The organism is Streptomyces sp. 63XJN7_1_ISO-PGPR-S23-121 (assembly GCF_056173025.1).
Genome location: NZ_CM149653.1, coordinates 7,139,178 through 7,155,903, shown reverse-complemented (window position 1 = coordinate 7,155,903; position 16,726 = coordinate 7,139,178). Strand labels below are relative to the sequence as shown.

Sequence of the window (16,726 nt, the reverse complement as noted above, 5' to 3'; positions counted from 1 at the left end):
CGTCCAGGGGTGCGGGGTGGAAGGCGGGCGGGGCGTCAGCTCGTGCGGCCCTTGGCGTCGAAACGCTTCATGCGGTCCAGCACCGAGTCGGCCGTCGGCCCGTGCAGCTCGTCGACGATGCGTCCGTCGGCGAGGAAGACCACCCGGTCCGCGTAGGCGGCGGCCACCGGGTCGTGGGTGACCATCACGACGGTCTGGCCCATCTCGCGCACCGAGTTGCGCAGGAAGCCCAGCACTTCGGCGCCCGAGCGGGAGTCGAGGTTGCCGGTCGGCTCGTCACCGAAGATGATCTCCGGCCTGGAGGCCAGCGCCCGCGCCACGGCGACGCGCTGCTGCTGGCCGCCGGAGAGCTGCGAGGGGCGGTGACCGAGGCGGCCGGACAGGCCGACCATCTGGATCACGGAGTCCAGCCACTGCCGGTCCGGCTTGCGGCCGGCGATGTCCATCGGGAGGGTGATGTTCTCCAGCGCGGTGAGCGTCGGCAGCAGGTTGAACGCCTGGAAGATGAAGCCGATCTTGTCCCGGCGCAGCTTGGTGAGCTGCTTGTCCTTCAGGGAGCCCAGCTCCGTGTCCCCGATGCGCACCGCGCCGGAGGAGAAGGTGTCCAGCCCGGCGACGCAGTGCATCAGCGTCGACTTGCCGGAGCCGGAGGGGCCCATGATGGCGGTGAGCTCGGCCTGCCGGAAGTCGACGGAGACCCGGTCGAGGGCGACCACCTGGGTCTCGCCCTGGCCGTAGATCTTGGAAAGCTCCGTGGCGCGCGCGGCCACGGTGGTGGACCGGTCGGCGATGGGTGCGGTGGTCACGGGAGGGTGCTCCTGTCGGTGCGGCGGTGTGCTCGGGGACGTGTCCATCGTCCCGGCCGGGGGGCGCCGTGGAGTCAGCCGCTGTTCCGGTTTCGGGGGGCGACTGTGGTCGGACGGCCGCGGCCCGTGTCATACCTGCGGATGACGGGCGTCCCCCACCCGCCGTCCGGCGGGGTCCCCGGCGGCACTCCCGGTGGACCCGCTGTCGCCCGCGAGGATGAGAACAGGGCGGGCGTCCTGGTAGAGGCGGTGAAATCCCGTCATTCCGTATGCGTGGCGGACCGCCGCGCGCAAGGCTGTTGGCAAGTGCGGATGGCCTGCTCACGGAGCTGATGCACCCTCAGGCGCCAATAAAATAAGACAACATCGGTCTGCCCACCCGCTGTCGGAGGGGGGTGTCCCGATAGGGTCGGAGCACTCGACGCGGTGCCCATGGCCTGCCCGGATGGTGGAATGCAGACACGGCGAGCTTAAACCTCGCTGCCCCTTCGCGGGCGTGCCGGTTCAAGTCCGGCTCCGGGCACTTCCGCACAGAGTGTCCTCCAGGTGCGGTGACTGGTGGACGCCGTCAGACATCCGTCACGACGACGTGACGGTCGGGCGGGGAAGTGAGATGACGGCCACACGGCGGGGCCCGCCACCCGGTACGCCGAGCAACCTGATGGCTGCCGACCCGCGCCGTCCACAGGGCCTCCGTCCTGCGGAAGTTCGCCGAAGCCCCCGGTCGGCCTCGGAGTGGCTGCCTCGACGAGGTCGGCTTGGCCAATGGTCCGTACGACCTACCGTGACATCACAAGTTCAACACCTCACTATCATATGAACTGTTCGTCGGTGTACTGTGCATCGTCCGTCAACCATGCGTCTGCCCTGCAGGCCCTTCGGGTGGCGAGAGACTCAGGACCCCGGACCCGGAACCGGAACCGGACAGTGAACCGGTGGGGCCAAAGGATTGGAAGAGCAGGGCGTGTCGAAGCCGCGTATCAGTGTGATTGTGCCGATTTACCAAGTGCAGTCCTTCCTGCGGGAGTGCCTTGAGTCCATCCTTGAGCAGTCCTTCCGCGACATCGAGGTCATCGCCGTCAACGACAGCTCGCCCGATCGCTGCGGCGAGATAGTGGACGAGTACGCCAAGGCCGACGAGAGGGTCCGGGCGCTGCACCTGCCCGAGAACGTGGGCCTGGGCCGGGCGCGGAACGCGGGCATGGGGATAGCGCGCGGCGACTACCTCTTCTTCCTCGACAGCGACGACACGCTGACCCCCGACTCGCTGCAGCTCATCGCGGACCGGCTGGAGCAGACGGCCGACCCGGACGTCCTGATCTTCGACTACGCGCGTACCTTCTGGTGGGGCGGGGAGACCCGCAACAGCCTGGCCTCGGTCTTCCGAACGGAGGGGCCTGAGGTCTTCACGGCGAAGCAGCGGCCGGAGTTCCTCAGCCTGCTCATGGTGGTGTGGAACAAGGTCTACCGACGCGAGTTCGTCGAGCAGCGCGGTTTCCAGTTCCCTCCGGGGTACTACGAGGACACCCCCTGGACCTTCCCGGTCCTGATGTCGGCCGACCGGATCGCCGCTCTGGACCACGTCGTGGTCCACTACCGTCAGCGTCGCCAGGGCAACATCCTCCGCACGGTCAGCCGCAAGCACTTCGACATCTTCGACCAGTACGAGCGGGTCTTCACCTTCATGGACAGCGACCCGTCCCTCGCGTCGTGGAGGGCTCAGCTCTTCACGAAGATGATCGACCACTTCATCGCCATCCTGGCGAAGAACAACCGAGTGCCCGAAGAGCTGCGCGCAGAGTTCTTCGCGCTGGCCCATCGGCACTATCGGCGCTACCTGCCGGCGGACTACGTGCGCCCCGAGGGAGAACTCGGCATTCGGCACGCACTGATCGCACGGAACGCCTACCCGGTCTACCAGACCCTCAAGGTGGCCAACAAAGGCCGGCGAAAGGTCCGCAAGACCCTCCGGGACACCCGGAAGAAGGCTGCGAGCAAGCGCCTCGAGCGTCATTACGAAGCCGCGCTGAAGCAGCCCATAGACGAGAACCTGGCGGTGTACTCGGCTTACTGGGGCCGGGGGTACGTGTGCAACCCCGCAGCCCTGCACGCCAAGGCCAAGGAGATAGCGCCCCACGTCAAGGGTGTGGTGGTCGCCAAGCAGGACGAGGTGAAGAAGCTCCCGCCGGGCACCGACTACGTGGTCCCCGGTACCCCCAGGTACTGGGAGGTCATGGCGCGCGCCAAGTACTTCTTCAACAACGTCAACTTCGAGGACCGCTTCGTCAAGCGGCCCGGCACCGTCCACGTGCAGACGCAGCACGGTACGCCGCTCAAGCACATGGGCATCCACCTGCTGGCCCACCCGGCCGCTGCCAAGGGCACGAACTTCACGAAGCTCCTGCAGCGCTCGGACCGGTGGGATTTCTGCATCTCCTCCAACCGGTTCTCCTCGGACGTCTGGGAGCAGGCGTTCCCGTGCTCCTTCGCGGCGCTGGAGAGCGGCTACCCCCGGAACGACGTCTTCTACACCTCGACCGCCGACGACGTCCGTCGCCTTCGGGACAAGATAGGCATTCCCCAGGGCAAGATCGCCGTCCTCTACGCCCCGACCCACCGGGACTACACCAAGAGCTTCGTCCCCCAGCTCGACCTCGCCCGTCTCACCGACGCCCTCGGCGACGAGTTCGTCGTGCTCATGCGAGGCCACCACTTCTACGAGCAGACGGCGGAGCTCCGGGCACTGGAGGCGTCGGCCCGTGTCATCGACGTGACCTCCCACACGTCCTCGGAGGAGCTGCAGCTTGCCGCGGACGTGCTGCTGGCGGACTACTCGTCCATCATGTTCGATTACGCCAACCTCGACCGGCCGATCGTGATCTACGCCAACGACTGGGACGTGTACCAGATCTCCCGTGGTGTGTACTTCGACCTCACGAAGGAGCCGCCCGGTCACGTCGCCCTCACCCAGGACGAACTGCACGACATCTTCGTCAGCGGCGCCTGGAACGACGAGCGGTCCGACGCCCTGCGTGACACCTTCCGCCGTAAGTTCTGCGAGTACGACGACGGCCGGGCGGCCGAGCGCGTCATACGGCAGATCCTGCTGGGCGAGCCGGCCGAGAAGCTGCCGGTCGTGCCGCTGGACGAGCGGACGCCGGCCCCGTCGCCCACGGCCGCCCAGGCGGAAGGCGTGACGCGGCCCGGTGTCGGGCATGCCACGGCCGCGTAGGTCCCCGGCCGGAGCGTCGGCGCGCCCCTGAGGAGCGCGCCGACGCCGGTACCGGTTATTGACAATCCCGGTGCGCGTGAACAGACTCCCGTCCTGCCACCCTCGGTGAGCCTGGCGGAACGAAGCGGTCTGGCGCCGCTGCTTTGCCTGACCTCTCGCCTTCCCGGAGGAAGGCCAATGACAGGAACAGAAGAGAAGGTGGCCATGCAAGCCAGTGCCGGGGAGCGGCCCCACGCCGAGATCAGACGGGTCTGGCCGCGCGACGGTCGGATCCGTGTCCTCGGGACGATCGTCATCGGCGGGGTGTCGGACGACGTCCCCGTGGACAAGTCCTGGACGTTGCGCCTCACCTCTCGCGAGCGGCCCGAGCTTCCCGTCCTGTCCGGCGCCCAGCGGCTCAAGGGCCGCTTCGTGCGCACGGTGACCCGGACCTCGCCGCCCACACCGCGTCAGTTGTTCTTCCCCGTCGTCCACGACGGGGCCCGCTTCGAGACGGTCGTGCCCGTCCGCGACCTGGCCGTCTGGGACACGCTGCCCCGTGAGCACTGGGACCTGCACATGCTCGCGACGCGAGGCGGCAAGAAGGTGACGCTCCGGGTCGGCCGGCACCTCGACGACATGCCGGGCAAGAAGCAGATCGTGAAGTTCCCCGAGCAGTACAGCTCAGGGGTCGCCGTACTGCCGTACTACACCGATGGAGACGACCTCTCCATACGCTGCGCCCGACGCGACGACGCCAACGGGAGCGCCACATGAAGCTGACCTACCTGATCTACAACGCGTTCGGCGTCGGCGGCACCGTCCGCACCATTTTCAACCAGGCAAACGCCATGGTCGAGCGTGGCCACGACGTCGAGATCGCGACCATGCTGCGCTACCACGAGGAGCCACCGTTCCCGCTGGATCCCCGGGTGAAGGTGACGGCGCTCATCGACAACCGGTCCGGCTCGTACGTGGACTGGGACCGGTACGACGGGCCGGAGGACACCTCCTGGCACGAGCGGTTCCCGGCGGGCGTCTCCAAGAACGTCGACAGTCGTCGCCGTATCAGCGCGATGATCCGTTTTCTTCGCGGTCTGGAGGACCGGATCGTGGTCGGCACCCGGCCCACGATCAACCTGATCATCGCGGAGTACGCGGACCCGTCGCTGGTCCGGGTCGTCCAGGAGCACGCGGGTCTGTCCACGCACAAGGGCGAGTGGCGCGAGGCCATCGACGCCGCCTATGTGAAGATGGACGCGCTCGTCTGCCTCACCGAAGGGGACCGTGCCGCCTACGCCGAGGCGTTCCCCACCGTCCGAGTCGAGCGCATCCCGAACGCGCTGCACTCGCTGGACGTCCCGCGCAGCGACCTCTCGCGGCCCCAGGTTGTCAGCGCCGGACGGCTCGACGGCAACAAGGGTATCGACAAGCTGATCGAGGCGTTCGGCAAGGTGGTGGAAGTCCACCCGGACTGGACCCTGCGCGTCCACGGCGACGGGCCTGAGCTGGAGGCCCTTCGCAAGGCCGTCCGCGTCAGGCACCTGTACAACCACGTCTTCCTCATGGGCCCGACGCGCAAGCTGGACGAGGAGCTCGCGAAGGGCTCGATCTTCGCCATGAGTTCCAAGTCCGAGGGCTTCGGCATGGTGCTGCTGGAGGCCATGAACTGTGGCCTCCCCGTGGTCAGCTTCAACTGCCCGGTCGGGCCCCGAGAACTCGTCGACGACGGCGTGGACGGCCTGCTCGTCCCCGAACTGGATGTGGACGCCCTGGCGTCGGGCATCATCCGCCTGATCGAGGACGAGAAGCTGCGCCGCAGTTTCTCCCGGGCGGCGCTGAAGAAGGCCGCCGCGTACGGCCCGGATGTCATCACCGCATCATGGGAACGCCTCTACGAGGCCCTGACCGCGGCGAAGTGATGACGGGTGCGGGTCCTGACCCGCGCCCGGCCGCGCCACAGACGGGCTCCGGGCCCGGGACCGTGCGGATCCGCAGCCGGTGCGCCGGGCGGATCACTTCGTCCCGGGTCCTGAGGGGAAGCGCCAGGTGGCGTGACCTGGTGCGGACCGGGCGCGAAGTGCCCCGGAACCGTTGACACCGCAGCGCGGGAGGCCGAAACTCGGCGAAACGCGTGAAGAAAACTTCACTGTGCGAACAGGGCGCCACCCTGCGGCAACGACGCCAATCGAAGGGAACGACCGATGCGCACCACCGTCGGCATCATCGGGGCCGGCCCCGCCGGACTCCTGCTGGCCCGGCTGCTCCACAACGCCGGGATCGACTCGGTCGTCCTGGAGAGCCGCGACCGCGACTACGTCGAGCGGCGCCAGCGCGCCGGAATCCTGGAGCAGGGCACGGTGGACGTCCTGCGCGCGGCCGGCGCGGCGGAGCGGATGGACCGCGAGGGGCTGCGCCACGACGGCATCGAGCTGCGCTTCGACAGGCGCCGTCACCGCGTCGACTTCCCGGCCCTCACCGGCGGCCGGTCCGTGACGGTCTACGCCCAGACCGAGGTCTGCAAGGACCTCATCGCCCTCCAGCTCGCGGAGGGCGGCCCGCTGCTCTTCGAGGCGGAGGCACTGGCCGTCGAGGGCGCCGACACCGACCGGCCGCGCGTCCGCTTCCGGCACGGCGGCACGGAGGACGTCCTGGAGTGCGACTACGTCGTCGGCTGCGACGGCTTCTGGGGCGTCGCCCGCAAGGCGGTCCCGGCCGGGCTGAGCCGCACCTTCGAACGGGCGTACCCCTTCGGCTGGCTCGGCATCCTCGCCGACGTCGCCCCCTCCCACGACGAGCTGGTCTACGCACGCCACGACCGCGGCTTCGCCCTGCTGTCCATGCGCTCCCCGTCCGTCTCCCGGCTCTACCTCCAGGTGCCCGAGGGCACGGACGCCGAGGCGTGGAGCGACGAGGAGATCTGGGCCGAGCTGGAACGCCGCCTCGAGACGGACGACGACTGGACGCTGCGGCGCGGCCCCGTCACCCAGAAGTCCGTCACCCCCATGCGCTCGTACGTCCACGAACCCATGCGGCACGGCCGCCTCTTCCTGGCCGGCGACGCCGCGCACATCGTGCCGCCCACCGGCGCCAAGGGCCTCAACCTGGCCGTCGGCGACGTCGTCACCTTCGCCCGCGCCCTGACGCACCGGCACGAGACGGGCTCCGCCGAGCTGCTCGACGCCTACTCCGCCACCTGCCTGCGCCGGGTGTGGCAGGCCGAGCGGTTCTCCTACGACATGACGACCCTTCTGCACCGCGCGCCCGACGCCACGCCCTTCGACGACCGCCTCCAGGTGGCGCGCCTGGACCGGATCGCCTCCTCCCGCGCCGCCGAGACCGACCTCGCCGAGGCGTACACCGGCTTCCCGATCGGCTGAACGGACGGCACCCCGCCAGTGAGGGGAATCACCCTGGCCCGTAGCGTGTTGCGGGACAAGGCGAGGGAAAGATCCTCCCCAAGCAGTAGGGTCAATCCTTTGCCGTTCTATTACTCTTGAGCCAAGGCCGCGCAGCGTGGCCATGGAGGAGTGAAATGAGGAGCAGAAACCCGGTCTTCTCGCGACGGGGGTTCAGCCGCGACAACGGCTACGCGGGCTTCAACGCCGCGCCGCAGGCCGGGGGTCCCGCCGTCGCCACGCAGGGCAACCCGTACGCGCAGGGCAGTCCGTACGCCCAGCCCGCCGGCAACCCCTACGCGCAGAACCCGTACGCCCAGCAGGACCAGCAGTACGGCACGCCGCCGCAGGCGCCGGCGACCACCGGCCGGATGACGATCGACGACGTCGTCGTCCGCACCGGTTCCACGCTCGGTGTCCTCATCGTCACCGCCGCGCTCGCCTGGGCGCTGCTGCCGGTCGACGACGCCCACATCAGCCGCTCCTACGGCATCGGTATCGGCGCCGCGCTGATCGGCATGGTGCTGGCGTTCGTCCAGTCCTTCAAGCGCAAGGCCTCGCCCGCGCTGATCCTCTCCTACGCGGCGTTCGAGGGCGTGTTCCTCGGCGTCGTCTCCAGCGTCGTCGACAACCGCATCGCCGACGGTGCGGCCATGCAGGCCGTGATCGGCACGATGGCGGTCTTCGCCGGTGTGCTGATCGCGTACAAGGCCGGCTGGATCCGCGTCAACCGCCGCTTCTACGGCTTCGTGATGGCGGCCGCGCTCGGCTTCGTCTTCCTGATGATGGTGAACATGCTGTTCGCCGTCTTCGGCGGCGGTGACGGCCTCGGCTTCCGCAGCGGCGCCCTCGGTGTCGTCTTCGGCGTCGTCGGCATCATCCTCGGCGCCTGCTTCCTCGCCCTGGACTTCAAGCAGGTCGAGGACGGCATCGCCTACGGTGCCCCGCGCGAGGAGGCCTGGCTCGCCGCCTTCGGCCTCACGCTGACGCTGGTGTGGATCTACATGGAGTTCCTGCGGCTCATCTCGATCCTCAACAGCAGCGACTGACGGCAGCGCCGCGCCCCGTCCGCCGGAGCGCAGCGTGAAGGGGCCCCGGGCACTGTGCCCGGGGCCCCTTCGCCGTATGTCGTCGCCGCCGTCACCGCCGGCGGGAACGGTGCACGCCTAGAGCAGGTTGCGCGCCGCCCTCCTCAGGTCGTACTCGTGGACGATGGCCTTCGCGTGGCCGTACGCGAGGTCGTGTTCGTGACGGAGCCAGCTCACCTTCTCCTCGAAGCGGAAGAGAGAGGGTCCGTCCTCGACGGCGCGCAGCCAGTCGGCGATCTCACGACCGGTGCAGTGCGGAATGCGGGCGAGCAGATTGCGGTGGGTCTCCTCGGAGAAGACGTGGGACATCGGCGCCTCCGGGCGAAAGGGGATGTAGGCCGGTCCTTCAGGTCACCGTGCCCGAGCGTGCGTCCGTTGGCAACAGTCCCGGAACGCCGCGTACGCTCGCGCCGTGGTTGATACGACGCCCTTGACCCATGCCGTGGACGACTTCGCCGACCGCTTGCGGGCCGCCCCGCAGAGCAGGCTGCAACGCGGGGCCGCCGCCGAGGCGCTGGAGCTGGCCAGGGAACTGTCCCGGCGCGCCCAGCTCGTGGAGGACCCGGACGCCGAGCCGCGGGAGATGCCGGACGCGGGGATGTTCGCCGCGGCCGACCAGATCGCCGTCGCCGCGCACGACCTCGCCGTCGTCCTGACGGGTGCGGACCAGGTGGAGGAGGCGGTGGGGCTGGTGGAGGAGGCCCGCAAACGGGCCGGGGTGTGACGGCCGGGGTGCCCGCGGCTACAGCGACGCGATGACCCGGTCCGCCAGGATGTAGACGTTCTCCTCGCCGCAGGCGAAGGTCAGCGTGTAGGCGCCCGAGATGCCCGAGCCGCCCAGCAGGTAGGGCGTCCGGCCCGCGCGCAGGGCGCCGGCCAGTCGCTCCGCGGTCTCGCGGTGGCCCGGCGTCATGCACAGGGTGGTGCCGTCGGCGAAGACGTACACGTCGAGGGTGCCCAGCGGGCCCGGGCGGACGTCCGCCAGGGCGACGTGCGAGGCGGCCAGCTCCTCCAGCGCGGCGACGGTGCGCTCGTGGTCGTTCACGGCCGGCGCCGGGTTGGGCACGAAGTCCGGGTGCGAGGGGTGACGGCGGCGGGCCGCGGCCAGCTCGGCCGACTCCCCGGCCGGCTCGTCGGCGTCCGCGCCCGGCTCGGCCACCGGCTCCAGGCCCACGAGGTCGGCCTGGCGGGGCAGGAACATCTCGCTGTCGGACAGGCCGAGCAGCAGGGGGGCGTCAGAGGCGTCGCGGCTCTCCTGGGCCGCCCAGAAGGCGCGTGCCTCGGCGAGCTCCCGCTCGCGCTCCTCGGCGAGCGCCTCGGCGACGGCGGCGCGTATCTCCTCGGCGTCGCTGGTGCCGCGGGCGGCCGGGACCCGGCCCCGCGCGGCGGCGCGGCTCTCGGCCAGCTCGGTGTGCAGGGCCGCGACCTGGCGGCGCAGCACGAGGACAGCGCGCAGGACGGCGACGCCCACGGCGCCGGTGGCGGCCGTGGTGAGCAGCAGGGCGATCGGCATGGCGCTCACTGACGTACTCTCCCGGTTCAAAGTCGACCCCCGACTTACTACCTCAGCTTGAAGGGTGGACTAACCGTCTGTCAGTGCGTAACGTCACGAAACGGACAGGGCCTTGGGCCCGGGAGGGGCGGGTGTGGCGGGTCTGACCTGCGGGAATCGGCGGGACGGAGAGCTAGGTCACATCCTGAGGGAGTTTGGGTCACAAAACGGCCCAGAACCCTGGTGTCCGCGGGGCCTGGGCCGTGGGGTGACGCTGGGCGCCCGGAGGACTACTGACGGTTCATCAGCAGCCCGTCCCGGTTCAGCTGAGGCGCTCGATGACCATGGCCATGCCCTGGCCGCCGCCGACGCACATCGTCTCCAGGCCGAACTGCTTGTCGTGCCACTGGAGGGAGTTGATGAGCGTGCCGGTGATGCGGGCGCCGGTCATGCCGAAGGGGTGGCCGACGGCGATGGCACCGCCGTTGACGTTCAGCTTCTCCAGCGGGATGCCCAGGTCCTGGTAGGAGGGGATGACCTGCGCGGCGAAGGCCTCGTTGATCTCGACCAGGTCGATGTCGTCGATGGTCAGCCCGGCGCGGGACAGCGCCTGCTTGCTCGCCTCGACCGGGCCCAGGCCCATGATCTCGGGGGAGAGGCCGGAGACGCCGGTGGAGACGATGCGGGCCAGCGGGGTCAGGCCCAGCTCGCGGGCCTTGGTGTCACTCATGATCACCAGGGCGGCGGCGCCGTCGTTGAGTGGGCAGCAGTTGCCGGCGGTGACCAGGCCGTCGGGGCGGAAGACCGGCTTGAGGCCCTGGACGCCCTCCAGGGTCACGCCGGCGCGCGGGCCGTCGTCCTTGGACACCACGGTGCCGTCGGGGAGGGCGACCGGGGTGATCTCGCGCTCCCAGAAGCCGTTCTTGATGGCTTCCTCGGCGAGGTTCTGCGAGCGGACGCCGAACTCGTCCATGTCCTGCCGCGTGACGCCCTTCCAGCGGGCGAGGTTCTCGGCGGTCTGGCCCATCGCGATGTAGGGGTCGGGGACCAGGCCGTCCTCGCGCGGGTCGTGCCAGGTGGTGCCCTCCTGCTGCGCGACCTCGGCGGTACGGGCCTCGGCCTCGGCGAAGAGCGGGTTGCGGGTGTCCGGCAGGCTGTCGGAGTTGCCCTTGGCGAAGCGGGAGACCATCTCGACGCCGGCCGAGATGAAGACGTCGCCCTCGCCGGCCTTGATGGCGTGCAGGGCCATGCGGGAGGTCTGCAGGGACGAGGAGCAGTACCGGGTGACGGTGCAGCCGGGCAGGTGGTCCATGCCCATCTCGACGGCGACGATCCGGGCGAGGTTGTTGCCCTGCTCGCCGCCGGGCAGGCCGCAGCCGAGCATCAGGTCGTCGATGTCCCTCGGGTCCAGCTCGGGGACCTTGGCGAGGGCCGCCTGGATGATCGTGGCGGCCAGGTCGTCGGGGCGCAGGTCCTTCAGCGAGCCCTTGAAGGCGCGGCCGATGGGGGAGCGGGCGGCTGAGACGATCACGGCTTCGGGCATCACGGCTCCAGTGGCGTCGCGGGGATGAGGCGGCTGGTTGGGAAGTTACCCGGACGTATGGCCCGGGTCACGCTTACGGCGGTGTGACATGGACCGCAACTTTCTAAGCGCTTGCTTGGCCCTCCGGCGGTGGGCGGACGGGACGCGCCGCACGACCGCCCGGGCGCGGGGCGCCCCCGGGCGTGACTCCGCGCGGCCCGGCGGGCGCGTCTCCCGCCGCGCCGCACGACCGCCCGGGCGCGGGGCGCCCCCGGGCGTGACTCCGCGCGGCCCGGCGGGCGCGTCTCCCGCGCTCCGCGGGCGGGCCGGCGCCGTCCTCTATCCGCGTTGCGTGGAGGCCGTCGGTTCCGTTTCCGAGACGCGTCGGCGGCGGCGGCGTTTGAGGAGGGCCCAGGGGCCCCGCGGGCCCGTGGGCATCACTGCCGCGACCTCCGTGCCGGCCTCGTCCGCGGCCTCGGCCGCCGCCCGCGCCACCGGCAGGAAGCCCTCGCGGCGGGCGGCGTCGGGACGCTCCTCGTACGCCGGCCACAGACCGAGCGCCGCGCAGACCGACGGCAGGACCGCCATCGCCGCCGTGGCGTAGCCCTCCGCGGAGGGGTGGTAGTTGTCGGGGCCGAACAGCTCCCGCGGGTTCTCGGCGAACTCCGGCCCCAGCAGGTCGCCCAGCGACACCGTGCGCCCGCCCTGCTCCACGACGCCGATCGTCTGCGCGGCCGCCAGCTGCCGCGAGGTGCGCCGGGCCAGCCAGCGCAGCGGCTGCGGCACCGGCTCGATCGTGCCGAGGTCCGGGCAGGTGCCGACCACCACCTCCGCACCGGCCGTGCGCAGCCGGCGTACCGCCGCCGACAGGTACCGCACCGAGCGGGTGGCCGGCATGCGGTGGGTGACGTCGTTCGCACCGACCATGATCACGCAGACGTCGGGCAGCGGGTACCCGCCGGCGAGCGCCAGCGTCACCTGCCGGTCCAGGTCGTCCGACCGGGCCCCCGGCACCGCGACCGAGGTCAGCTCCACCGGCCGCTCGGCCACCGCCGCGAGCCCCGACGCCAGCAGCGCGCCCGGCGTCTGCCCGGCCCGGTGCACGCCCTGGCCGGCGGCCGTGGAGTCACCCAGCATCACCAGCCGCAGCGGCGCCCCGACGGCCGTCGAGAGGGTGCCGCCGTACAGTCCCGCCGCGTTCGGCACCCGGTCCGGTGTGCCGATGCCCACCCGGCGCCTGGCCAGCTGCACCTCCGCCAGCAGCAGGCCGACCGCCGCCGCACCGGCCAGCCCGATCCCGCCGCCGCCGTACGCCGCGCCGGCCGCGATGCGCCGGGCCGCCCTCGCCCTCCACATGCTCGTCATACGTCGCCGCCACCTCCTCCAAGCCGTTCACCCACTGCTTGCCCCGTACGGACGGTGGCCCAATCTCAACGGGGAGTGAACGACCGGCACAGGGCATCGACGGCCCGGCAGGCCATAGGCTGGCGGAACCAATCACGACACATCTTTTGCGGCATCCGGAGACCACGGTGCATTTCCACGACTCGATGATCAGCCTCGTCGGCAACACCCCGCTGGTGCGGCTCAACAGCGTGACCAAGGGCATCAGGGCCACCGTCCTGGCCAAGGTGGAGTACTTCAACCCGGGCGGCTCGGTGAAGGACCGCATCGCCCTGCGCATGATCGAGGCCGCCGAACAGAGCGGCGAGCTGAAGCCCGGCGGCACGATCGTCGAGCCGACCAGCGGCAACACGGGCGTCGGCCTCGCCATCGTGGCCCAGCAGAAGGGCTACAAGTGCATCTTCGTCTGCCCTGACAAGGTGTCCACGGACAAGATCAACGTGCTGCGCGCGTACGGCGCCGAGGTCGTCGTCTGCCCGACGGCGGTCGACCCCGAGCACCCGGACTCCTACTACAACGTCTCCGACCGCCTGGTCCGCGAGACGCCGGGCGCCTGGAAGCCGGACCAGTACTCCAACCCGAACAATCCGCTCTCCCACTACCACTCGACCGGCCCCGAGCTGTGGGAGCAGACGGACGGCAGGATCACCCACTTCGTCGCCGGCGTCGGCACCGGCGGCACCATCTCCGGCACCGGGCGCTACCTGAAGGAGGCCAGCGGCGGCGCCGTGAAGGTGATCGGCGCCGACCCCGAGGGCTCCGTCTACTCCGGCGGCTCCGGACGCCCGTACCTCGTGGAGGGCGTCGGCGAGGACTTCTGGCCCACCGCCTACGACCGCGACGTCGCGGACGAGATCGTCGCCGTCTCGGACAAGGACTCCTTCCAGATGACCCGCCGCCTCGCCAAGGAGGAGGGCCTGCTGGTGGGCGGCTCCTGCGGCATGGCCGTCGTCGCGGCGCTGGAGGTGGCCGCCCGGCTCGGCGAGGACGACGTGGTCGTCGTCCTGCTGCCGGACAGCGGCAAGGGCTACCTCAGCAAGATCTTCAACGACGAGTGGATGGCCGACTACGGCTTCCTGGAGGACACCGGCCCCAGCGCCCGCGTCGCCGACGTCCTCAACGACAAGGAGCACGGCGCCATCCCCTCGCTCGTCCACATGCACCCGGACGAGACGGTCGGCCAGGCCATCGAGGTGCTGCGCGAGTACGGCGTCTCGCAGATGCCGATCGTCAAGCCCGGCGCCGGCCACCCGGACGTGATGGCCGCCGAGGTCGTCGGCTCGGTCGTGGAACGGGAGCTGCTGGACGCCCTGTTCACCCAGCGCGCCTCGCTGGAGGACCCGCTGGAGAAGCACATGTCGTCGCCGCTGCCGCAGGTCGGCTCGGGAGAACCGGTCGCCGACCTGATGTCCGTGCTCGGCACGGCGGACGCGGCGATCGTCCTGGTCGAGGGCAAGCCCACGGGTGTGGTGAGCCGTCAGGACCTGCTGGCCTTCCTCGCCAAGGGCGGCAAGTAGGGCGTGGTCCGCACGGACTTCGCGGAAGTGGTACGCGCACGTCACGTTCGCGCAGCACCCGCTTAACACGGGTTCGGCACAGTAGGGGTGTCGGCAGGGCGGTGGGGGTACCTCCCAGGCGTTGAGCACGGGGGGAGGCTCCCCGTCCGGGCCGGCACCGAACGGCGTCGAGGATCTTCCGGAGCGGCTCCCGGACCTCCACGGACGCCACGGACGCGTCGCCCCGGCCGTGCGGCCGGGCACCGCGTCCCCCGCGGGGACCGTCGTCGTCCCGCCCTCCAGCGATGGGGGTGCGGCGGTCCCCGCGCAGACTTCCCGCGCGCCCGGTCGCGCTCAGTCCTTCCAGCCTTCCTCGCGGCCGGCGGTGCGGCGCCGGGCGAAGAGGTCCGGGTTGGTGCGGGCGGCCTGGACGACGTTGACCCCGACGATGCCCGCCCACGCGGCCAGCAGCCCGGGGAGGTTGGCGACGCCGCCGCCGATCGCGGAGAGCGGGACGGCGAGGACCAGCGAGACGATGCCGAAGCCGAAGCGATCGCCGAAGGAGTCGGTGGCCCGCGGCGACCGGCTGTCCCGGGCCGCCGTCATCTGCTGCTCGGCGAGTTGCCGGCGCACCCGGCGCTCGACCGCGCCGTCGATGCGCTGGTCGACCTTCTCCAGGAAGGACTCGACCAGCGCGGACTCGTACTCCTCACCCAGTTCCCTGCGGGTCTGCAGGGTGGCGTCGAGTTCCTTCTTGAGGTCGGTGTCCCGCCCGTCCATTCCCGTCATGGCCACCACGGTATGCGGCGGGGGCCGCGCCGGCACGGGGTCTAACCCCCGTTTCCGGCGGGGGGCGAGCGGTACGGACGGGGCGGCGGGCGGGGGCCCCGCCACCCGGTCCGTCCGGCGGCCGGGCGAGTGCTCAGCCCGCCTCCCGGGTGTCCCGTCGCAGCCGCGCGCGCCGGGCGGCCCGGTCGATCATCTGCAGGCCCCGGGTGCGGCCGACCGGGCGCAGGGCGGTCTGGAGGGGGGCAGACCAGGGCCGGCGCAGCCCGCCGAGGACCGCGAAGCGCGTGCCCGACCCCTCCGCGACGGCCGCCATGCCGCCGACCACGTACTGGCTCTGCATCAGGCACCAGCCGGGCTGGAGCCGGACGTCGAAGCGGGCGGTGTGGCCGAAAGGCCCGTAGGCCCGGCCGTGGAAGCGGTCCCCGCCGCAGGGACGGCAGTGGAATTCGCGCAGCGTCGGCAGCAGATGGGGGAGTTCACCCTCCAGGTCGCCGGCGACGGACCACAGGTCCGCCATCGGCAGGTCGACATGGGACTCCGCGTACATGACGGCGTGCAGTCCCGCGGCCATGACGCGCAGGCGCCGGACCGGGTCGAGTTCCGCCGTCGGCCAGTTCGTCTTCATCGCGGCCAGGCCTTTCGGAAGCTGTGACGGGCACGGTGGAGCCGGGACTTCATCGTGCCGCGGGAGATGTCGAGGATCCGGCTCGCCGACCGCTCGTCGAGGCCCTCGAGTTCGCGCAGCACCAGGACCGCGCGGTGTTCCGTGGACATGCGGGTGAGCACGTCCTGGATGTCCACCGCCAGTTCCGGGCTGCCCGGCCAGGCGATGTCGTCGAACTCGCACACGGGTGTCTCCCGTTCGGCCCGGCGGGCCACCCGCACCGCCTCGCGCACCGTGACGGTGCGCACCCACGCGTACAGGGCGCGGGGGTCGCGGAGCCGGGGCAGGCCCTGGAACACCGCGATCAGCGACTCCTGCACGGCGTCGGCGCTGTGGCCGAGGGCGATCGGCCGGCACAGCCGGCTCACGTACGGGGTGAGCAGGCTCAGCAGGTCGTTGAGGGCCAGGGCGTCACCGGACTGGGCGGCCCGCACCAGGACGCCTCCCGCGGCCCAGGGATCCTCCTGGGTGTCCTGCCGCGGGGCAGCGGCCTTGCGCAGGGTGCCCGCTCGGGCTGTGGTCATCTGCCGTTCTCCTCCCTTGGACGTCGGCGCTCCAGCGGCGGCACCAGGACGGCGTCGGTGTGGGAGCTTTCGTGGATGAGGAGGAGCGGCGGCGGCCGGGCACTCCCGTCCGTCGGGAACTGGCTTGAACTGGAATCGGCGGCCGAGGGAGTGCATGGGCCCCGGCGGGCCTCTGTCCGGGTGGGGATGTCCGTCCCGCGGCCGGCGCACGGTCGCGGGACGGGCGTCGGACGGGGTGGACAGGGAGTGCCGGGCGGACCGAACGCCGAGGCACTCCCCGGCATGCGCGGCGGGCTATTCCATCGCGCCGGATTATCGCCGAGGTGTGGAGA

General features: G+C 71.0%; 15 protein-coding genes and 1 tRNA gene. 8 read left to right on the top strand and 8 right to left on the bottom strand.

All coding sequences use genetic code 11. The features are described 5' to 3' along the window. Nucleotides 1-35: 35 nt before the first annotated feature. Complete coding sequence (locus AC0VYN_RS31945) at nt 36-806, bottom strand: ABC transporter ATP-binding protein (protein WP_475533777.1); 771 nt, start codon at nt 804-806, stop codon at nt 36-38. A 439-nt stretch (nt 807-1,245) separates the two neighbouring features. On the opposite strand from AC0VYN_RS31945, the gene AC0VYN_RS31940 reads away from it, so the two are divergent. The 6 genes from AC0VYN_RS31940 (at nt 1,246) to AC0VYN_RS31915 (ending at nt 8,464) form a co-directional block, all read left to right on the top strand. After that, nucleotides 1,246-1,329, top strand: a tRNA-Leu gene (locus AC0VYN_RS31940). Between the two features lie 441 nt (nt 1,330-1,770). After that, entirely contained in the window at nt 1,771-4,038 is a 2,268-nt protein-coding gene (locus tag AC0VYN_RS31935; protein ID WP_475533776.1) for a bifunctional glycosyltransferase/CDP-glycerol:glycerophosphate glycerophosphotransferase, read from the top strand. Nucleotides 4,039-4,215: 177 nt separating this feature from the next. Further along, on the top strand, nt 4,216-4,794 hold the full coding sequence (locus tag AC0VYN_RS31930) for a hypothetical protein (RefSeq protein WP_475533775.1): 579 nt from the start codon (nt 4,216-4,218) through the stop codon (nt 4,792-4,794). Then, the gene (locus AC0VYN_RS31925) at nt 4,791-5,939 is read left to right on the top strand and encodes a glycosyltransferase family 4 protein (RefSeq protein ID WP_475533774.1); all 1,149 of its coding nucleotides are present in this window, start codon (nt 4,791-4,793) and stop codon (nt 5,937-5,939) included. Before AC0VYN_RS31930 ends, AC0VYN_RS31925 begins: the two co-directional genes overlap by 4 nt. Nucleotides 5,940-6,221: 282 nt before the next feature. Then, entirely contained in the window at nt 6,222-7,397 is a 1,176-nt protein-coding gene (locus AC0VYN_RS31920) for a 4-hydroxybenzoate 3-monooxygenase (protein ID WP_475533773.1), read from the top strand. 155 nt (nt 7,398-7,552) lie between these two features. Then, a complete protein-coding gene (locus AC0VYN_RS31915) occupies nt 7,553-8,464 on the top strand; it encodes a Bax inhibitor-1/YccA family protein (RefSeq protein ID WP_385459006.1) in 912 nt (303 codons plus the stop codon). 117 nt (nt 8,465-8,581) lie between these two features. Here AC0VYN_RS31915 and AC0VYN_RS31910 read toward each other — a convergent pair whose 3' ends face one another. Beyond that, entirely contained in the window at nt 8,582-8,812 is a 231-nt protein-coding gene (locus AC0VYN_RS31910; protein ID WP_451686199.1) for a DUF4287 domain-containing protein, read from the bottom strand. Nucleotides 8,813-8,915: 103 nt separating this feature from the next. On the opposite strand from AC0VYN_RS31910, the gene AC0VYN_RS31905 reads away from it, so the two are divergent. Then, on the top strand, nt 8,916-9,227 hold the full coding sequence (locus AC0VYN_RS31905; protein ID WP_475533772.1) for a hypothetical protein: 312 nt from the start codon (nt 8,916-8,918) through the stop codon (nt 9,225-9,227). 18 nt (nt 9,228-9,245) lie between these two features. Here AC0VYN_RS31905 and AC0VYN_RS31900 read toward each other — a convergent pair whose 3' ends face one another. The 3 genes from AC0VYN_RS31900 to AC0VYN_RS31890 form a co-directional block, all read right to left on the bottom strand. Continuing rightward, entirely contained in the window at nt 9,246-10,025 is a 780-nt protein-coding gene (locus AC0VYN_RS31900) for a hypothetical protein (protein ID WP_475533771.1), read from the bottom strand. 292 nt (nt 10,026-10,317) lie between these two features. After that, nucleotides 10,318-11,538: an acetyl-CoA C-acetyltransferase gene (locus AC0VYN_RS31895; RefSeq protein ID WP_475533770.1), complete on the bottom strand. Its 1,221-nt coding sequence runs from the start codon at nt 11,536-11,538 to the stop codon at nt 10,318-10,320. A 318-nt stretch (nt 11,539-11,856) separates the two neighbouring features. Then, complete coding sequence (locus AC0VYN_RS31890) at nt 11,857-12,882, bottom strand: SGNH/GDSL hydrolase family protein (protein WP_475533769.1); 1,026 nt, start codon at nt 12,880-12,882, stop codon at nt 11,857-11,859. A 167-nt stretch (nt 12,883-13,049) separates the two neighbouring features. Between AC0VYN_RS31890 and AC0VYN_RS31885 the strand changes: the two genes are divergently transcribed. Further along, entirely contained in the window at nt 13,050-14,438 is a 1,389-nt protein-coding gene (locus AC0VYN_RS31885; RefSeq protein ID WP_475533768.1) for a cystathionine beta-synthase, read from the top strand. A gap of 333 nt (nt 14,439-14,771) precedes the next feature. On the opposite strand, the gene AC0VYN_RS31880 is transcribed toward AC0VYN_RS31885, so the two are convergent. The 3 genes from AC0VYN_RS31880 to AC0VYN_RS31870 form a co-directional block, all read right to left on the bottom strand. Further along, nucleotides 14,772-15,197: a hypothetical protein gene (locus AC0VYN_RS31880; protein ID WP_475537027.1), complete on the bottom strand. Its 426-nt coding sequence runs from the start codon at nt 15,195-15,197 to the stop codon at nt 14,772-14,774. Nucleotides 15,198-15,339: 142 nt separating this feature from the next. Further along, a complete protein-coding gene (locus AC0VYN_RS31875; RefSeq protein ID WP_475533767.1) occupies nt 15,340-15,831 on the bottom strand; it encodes a hypothetical protein in 492 nt (163 codons plus the stop codon). Beyond that, entirely contained in the window at nt 15,828-16,394 is a 567-nt protein-coding gene (locus AC0VYN_RS31870; protein ID WP_451686193.1) for an RNA polymerase sigma factor, read from the bottom strand. The genes AC0VYN_RS31875 and AC0VYN_RS31870 overlap by 4 nt, the downstream gene beginning before the upstream one ends. Nucleotides 16,395-16,726 lie beyond the last annotated feature (332 nt).

Excerpts from the sequence above, each read along its gene's own strand:
- AC0VYN_RS31895 (WP_475533770.1), bottom strand. The coding sequence starts at position 11,538 with ATGCCCGAAGCCGTGATCGTCTCAGCCGCCCGCTCCCCCATCGGCCGC.
- AC0VYN_RS31880 (WP_475537027.1), bottom strand. The coding sequence starts at position 15,197 with ATGGACGGGCGGGACACCGACCTCAAGAAGGAACTCGACGCCACCCTG.
- AC0VYN_RS31925 (WP_475533774.1), top strand. The coding sequence starts at position 4,791 with ATGAAGCTGACCTACCTGATCTACAACGCGTTCGGCGTCGGCGGCACC.
- AC0VYN_RS31890 (WP_475533769.1), bottom strand. The coding sequence starts at position 12,882 with ATGACGAGCATGTGGAGGGCGAGGGCGGCCCGGCGCATCGCGGCCGGC.
- AC0VYN_RS31920 (WP_475533773.1), top strand. The coding sequence starts at position 6,222 with ATGCGCACCACCGTCGGCATCATCGGGGCCGGCCCCGCCGGACTCCTG.
- AC0VYN_RS31875 (WP_475533767.1), bottom strand. The coding sequence starts at position 15,831 with ATGAAGACGAACTGGCCGACGGCGGAACTCGACCCGGTCCGGCGCCTG.
- AC0VYN_RS31870 (WP_451686193.1), bottom strand. The coding sequence starts at position 16,394 with ATGACCACAGCCCGAGCGGGCACCCTGCGCAAGGCCGCTGCCCCGCGG.
- AC0VYN_RS31910 (WP_451686199.1), bottom strand. The coding sequence starts at position 8,812 with ATGTCCCACGTCTTCTCCGAGGAGACCCACCGCAATCTGCTCGCCCGC.
- AC0VYN_RS31915 (WP_385459006.1), top strand. The coding sequence starts at position 7,553 with ATGAGGAGCAGAAACCCGGTCTTCTCGCGACGGGGGTTCAGCCGCGAC.
- AC0VYN_RS31930 (WP_475533775.1), top strand. The coding sequence starts at position 4,216 with ATGACAGGAACAGAAGAGAAGGTGGCCATGCAAGCCAGTGCCGGGGAG.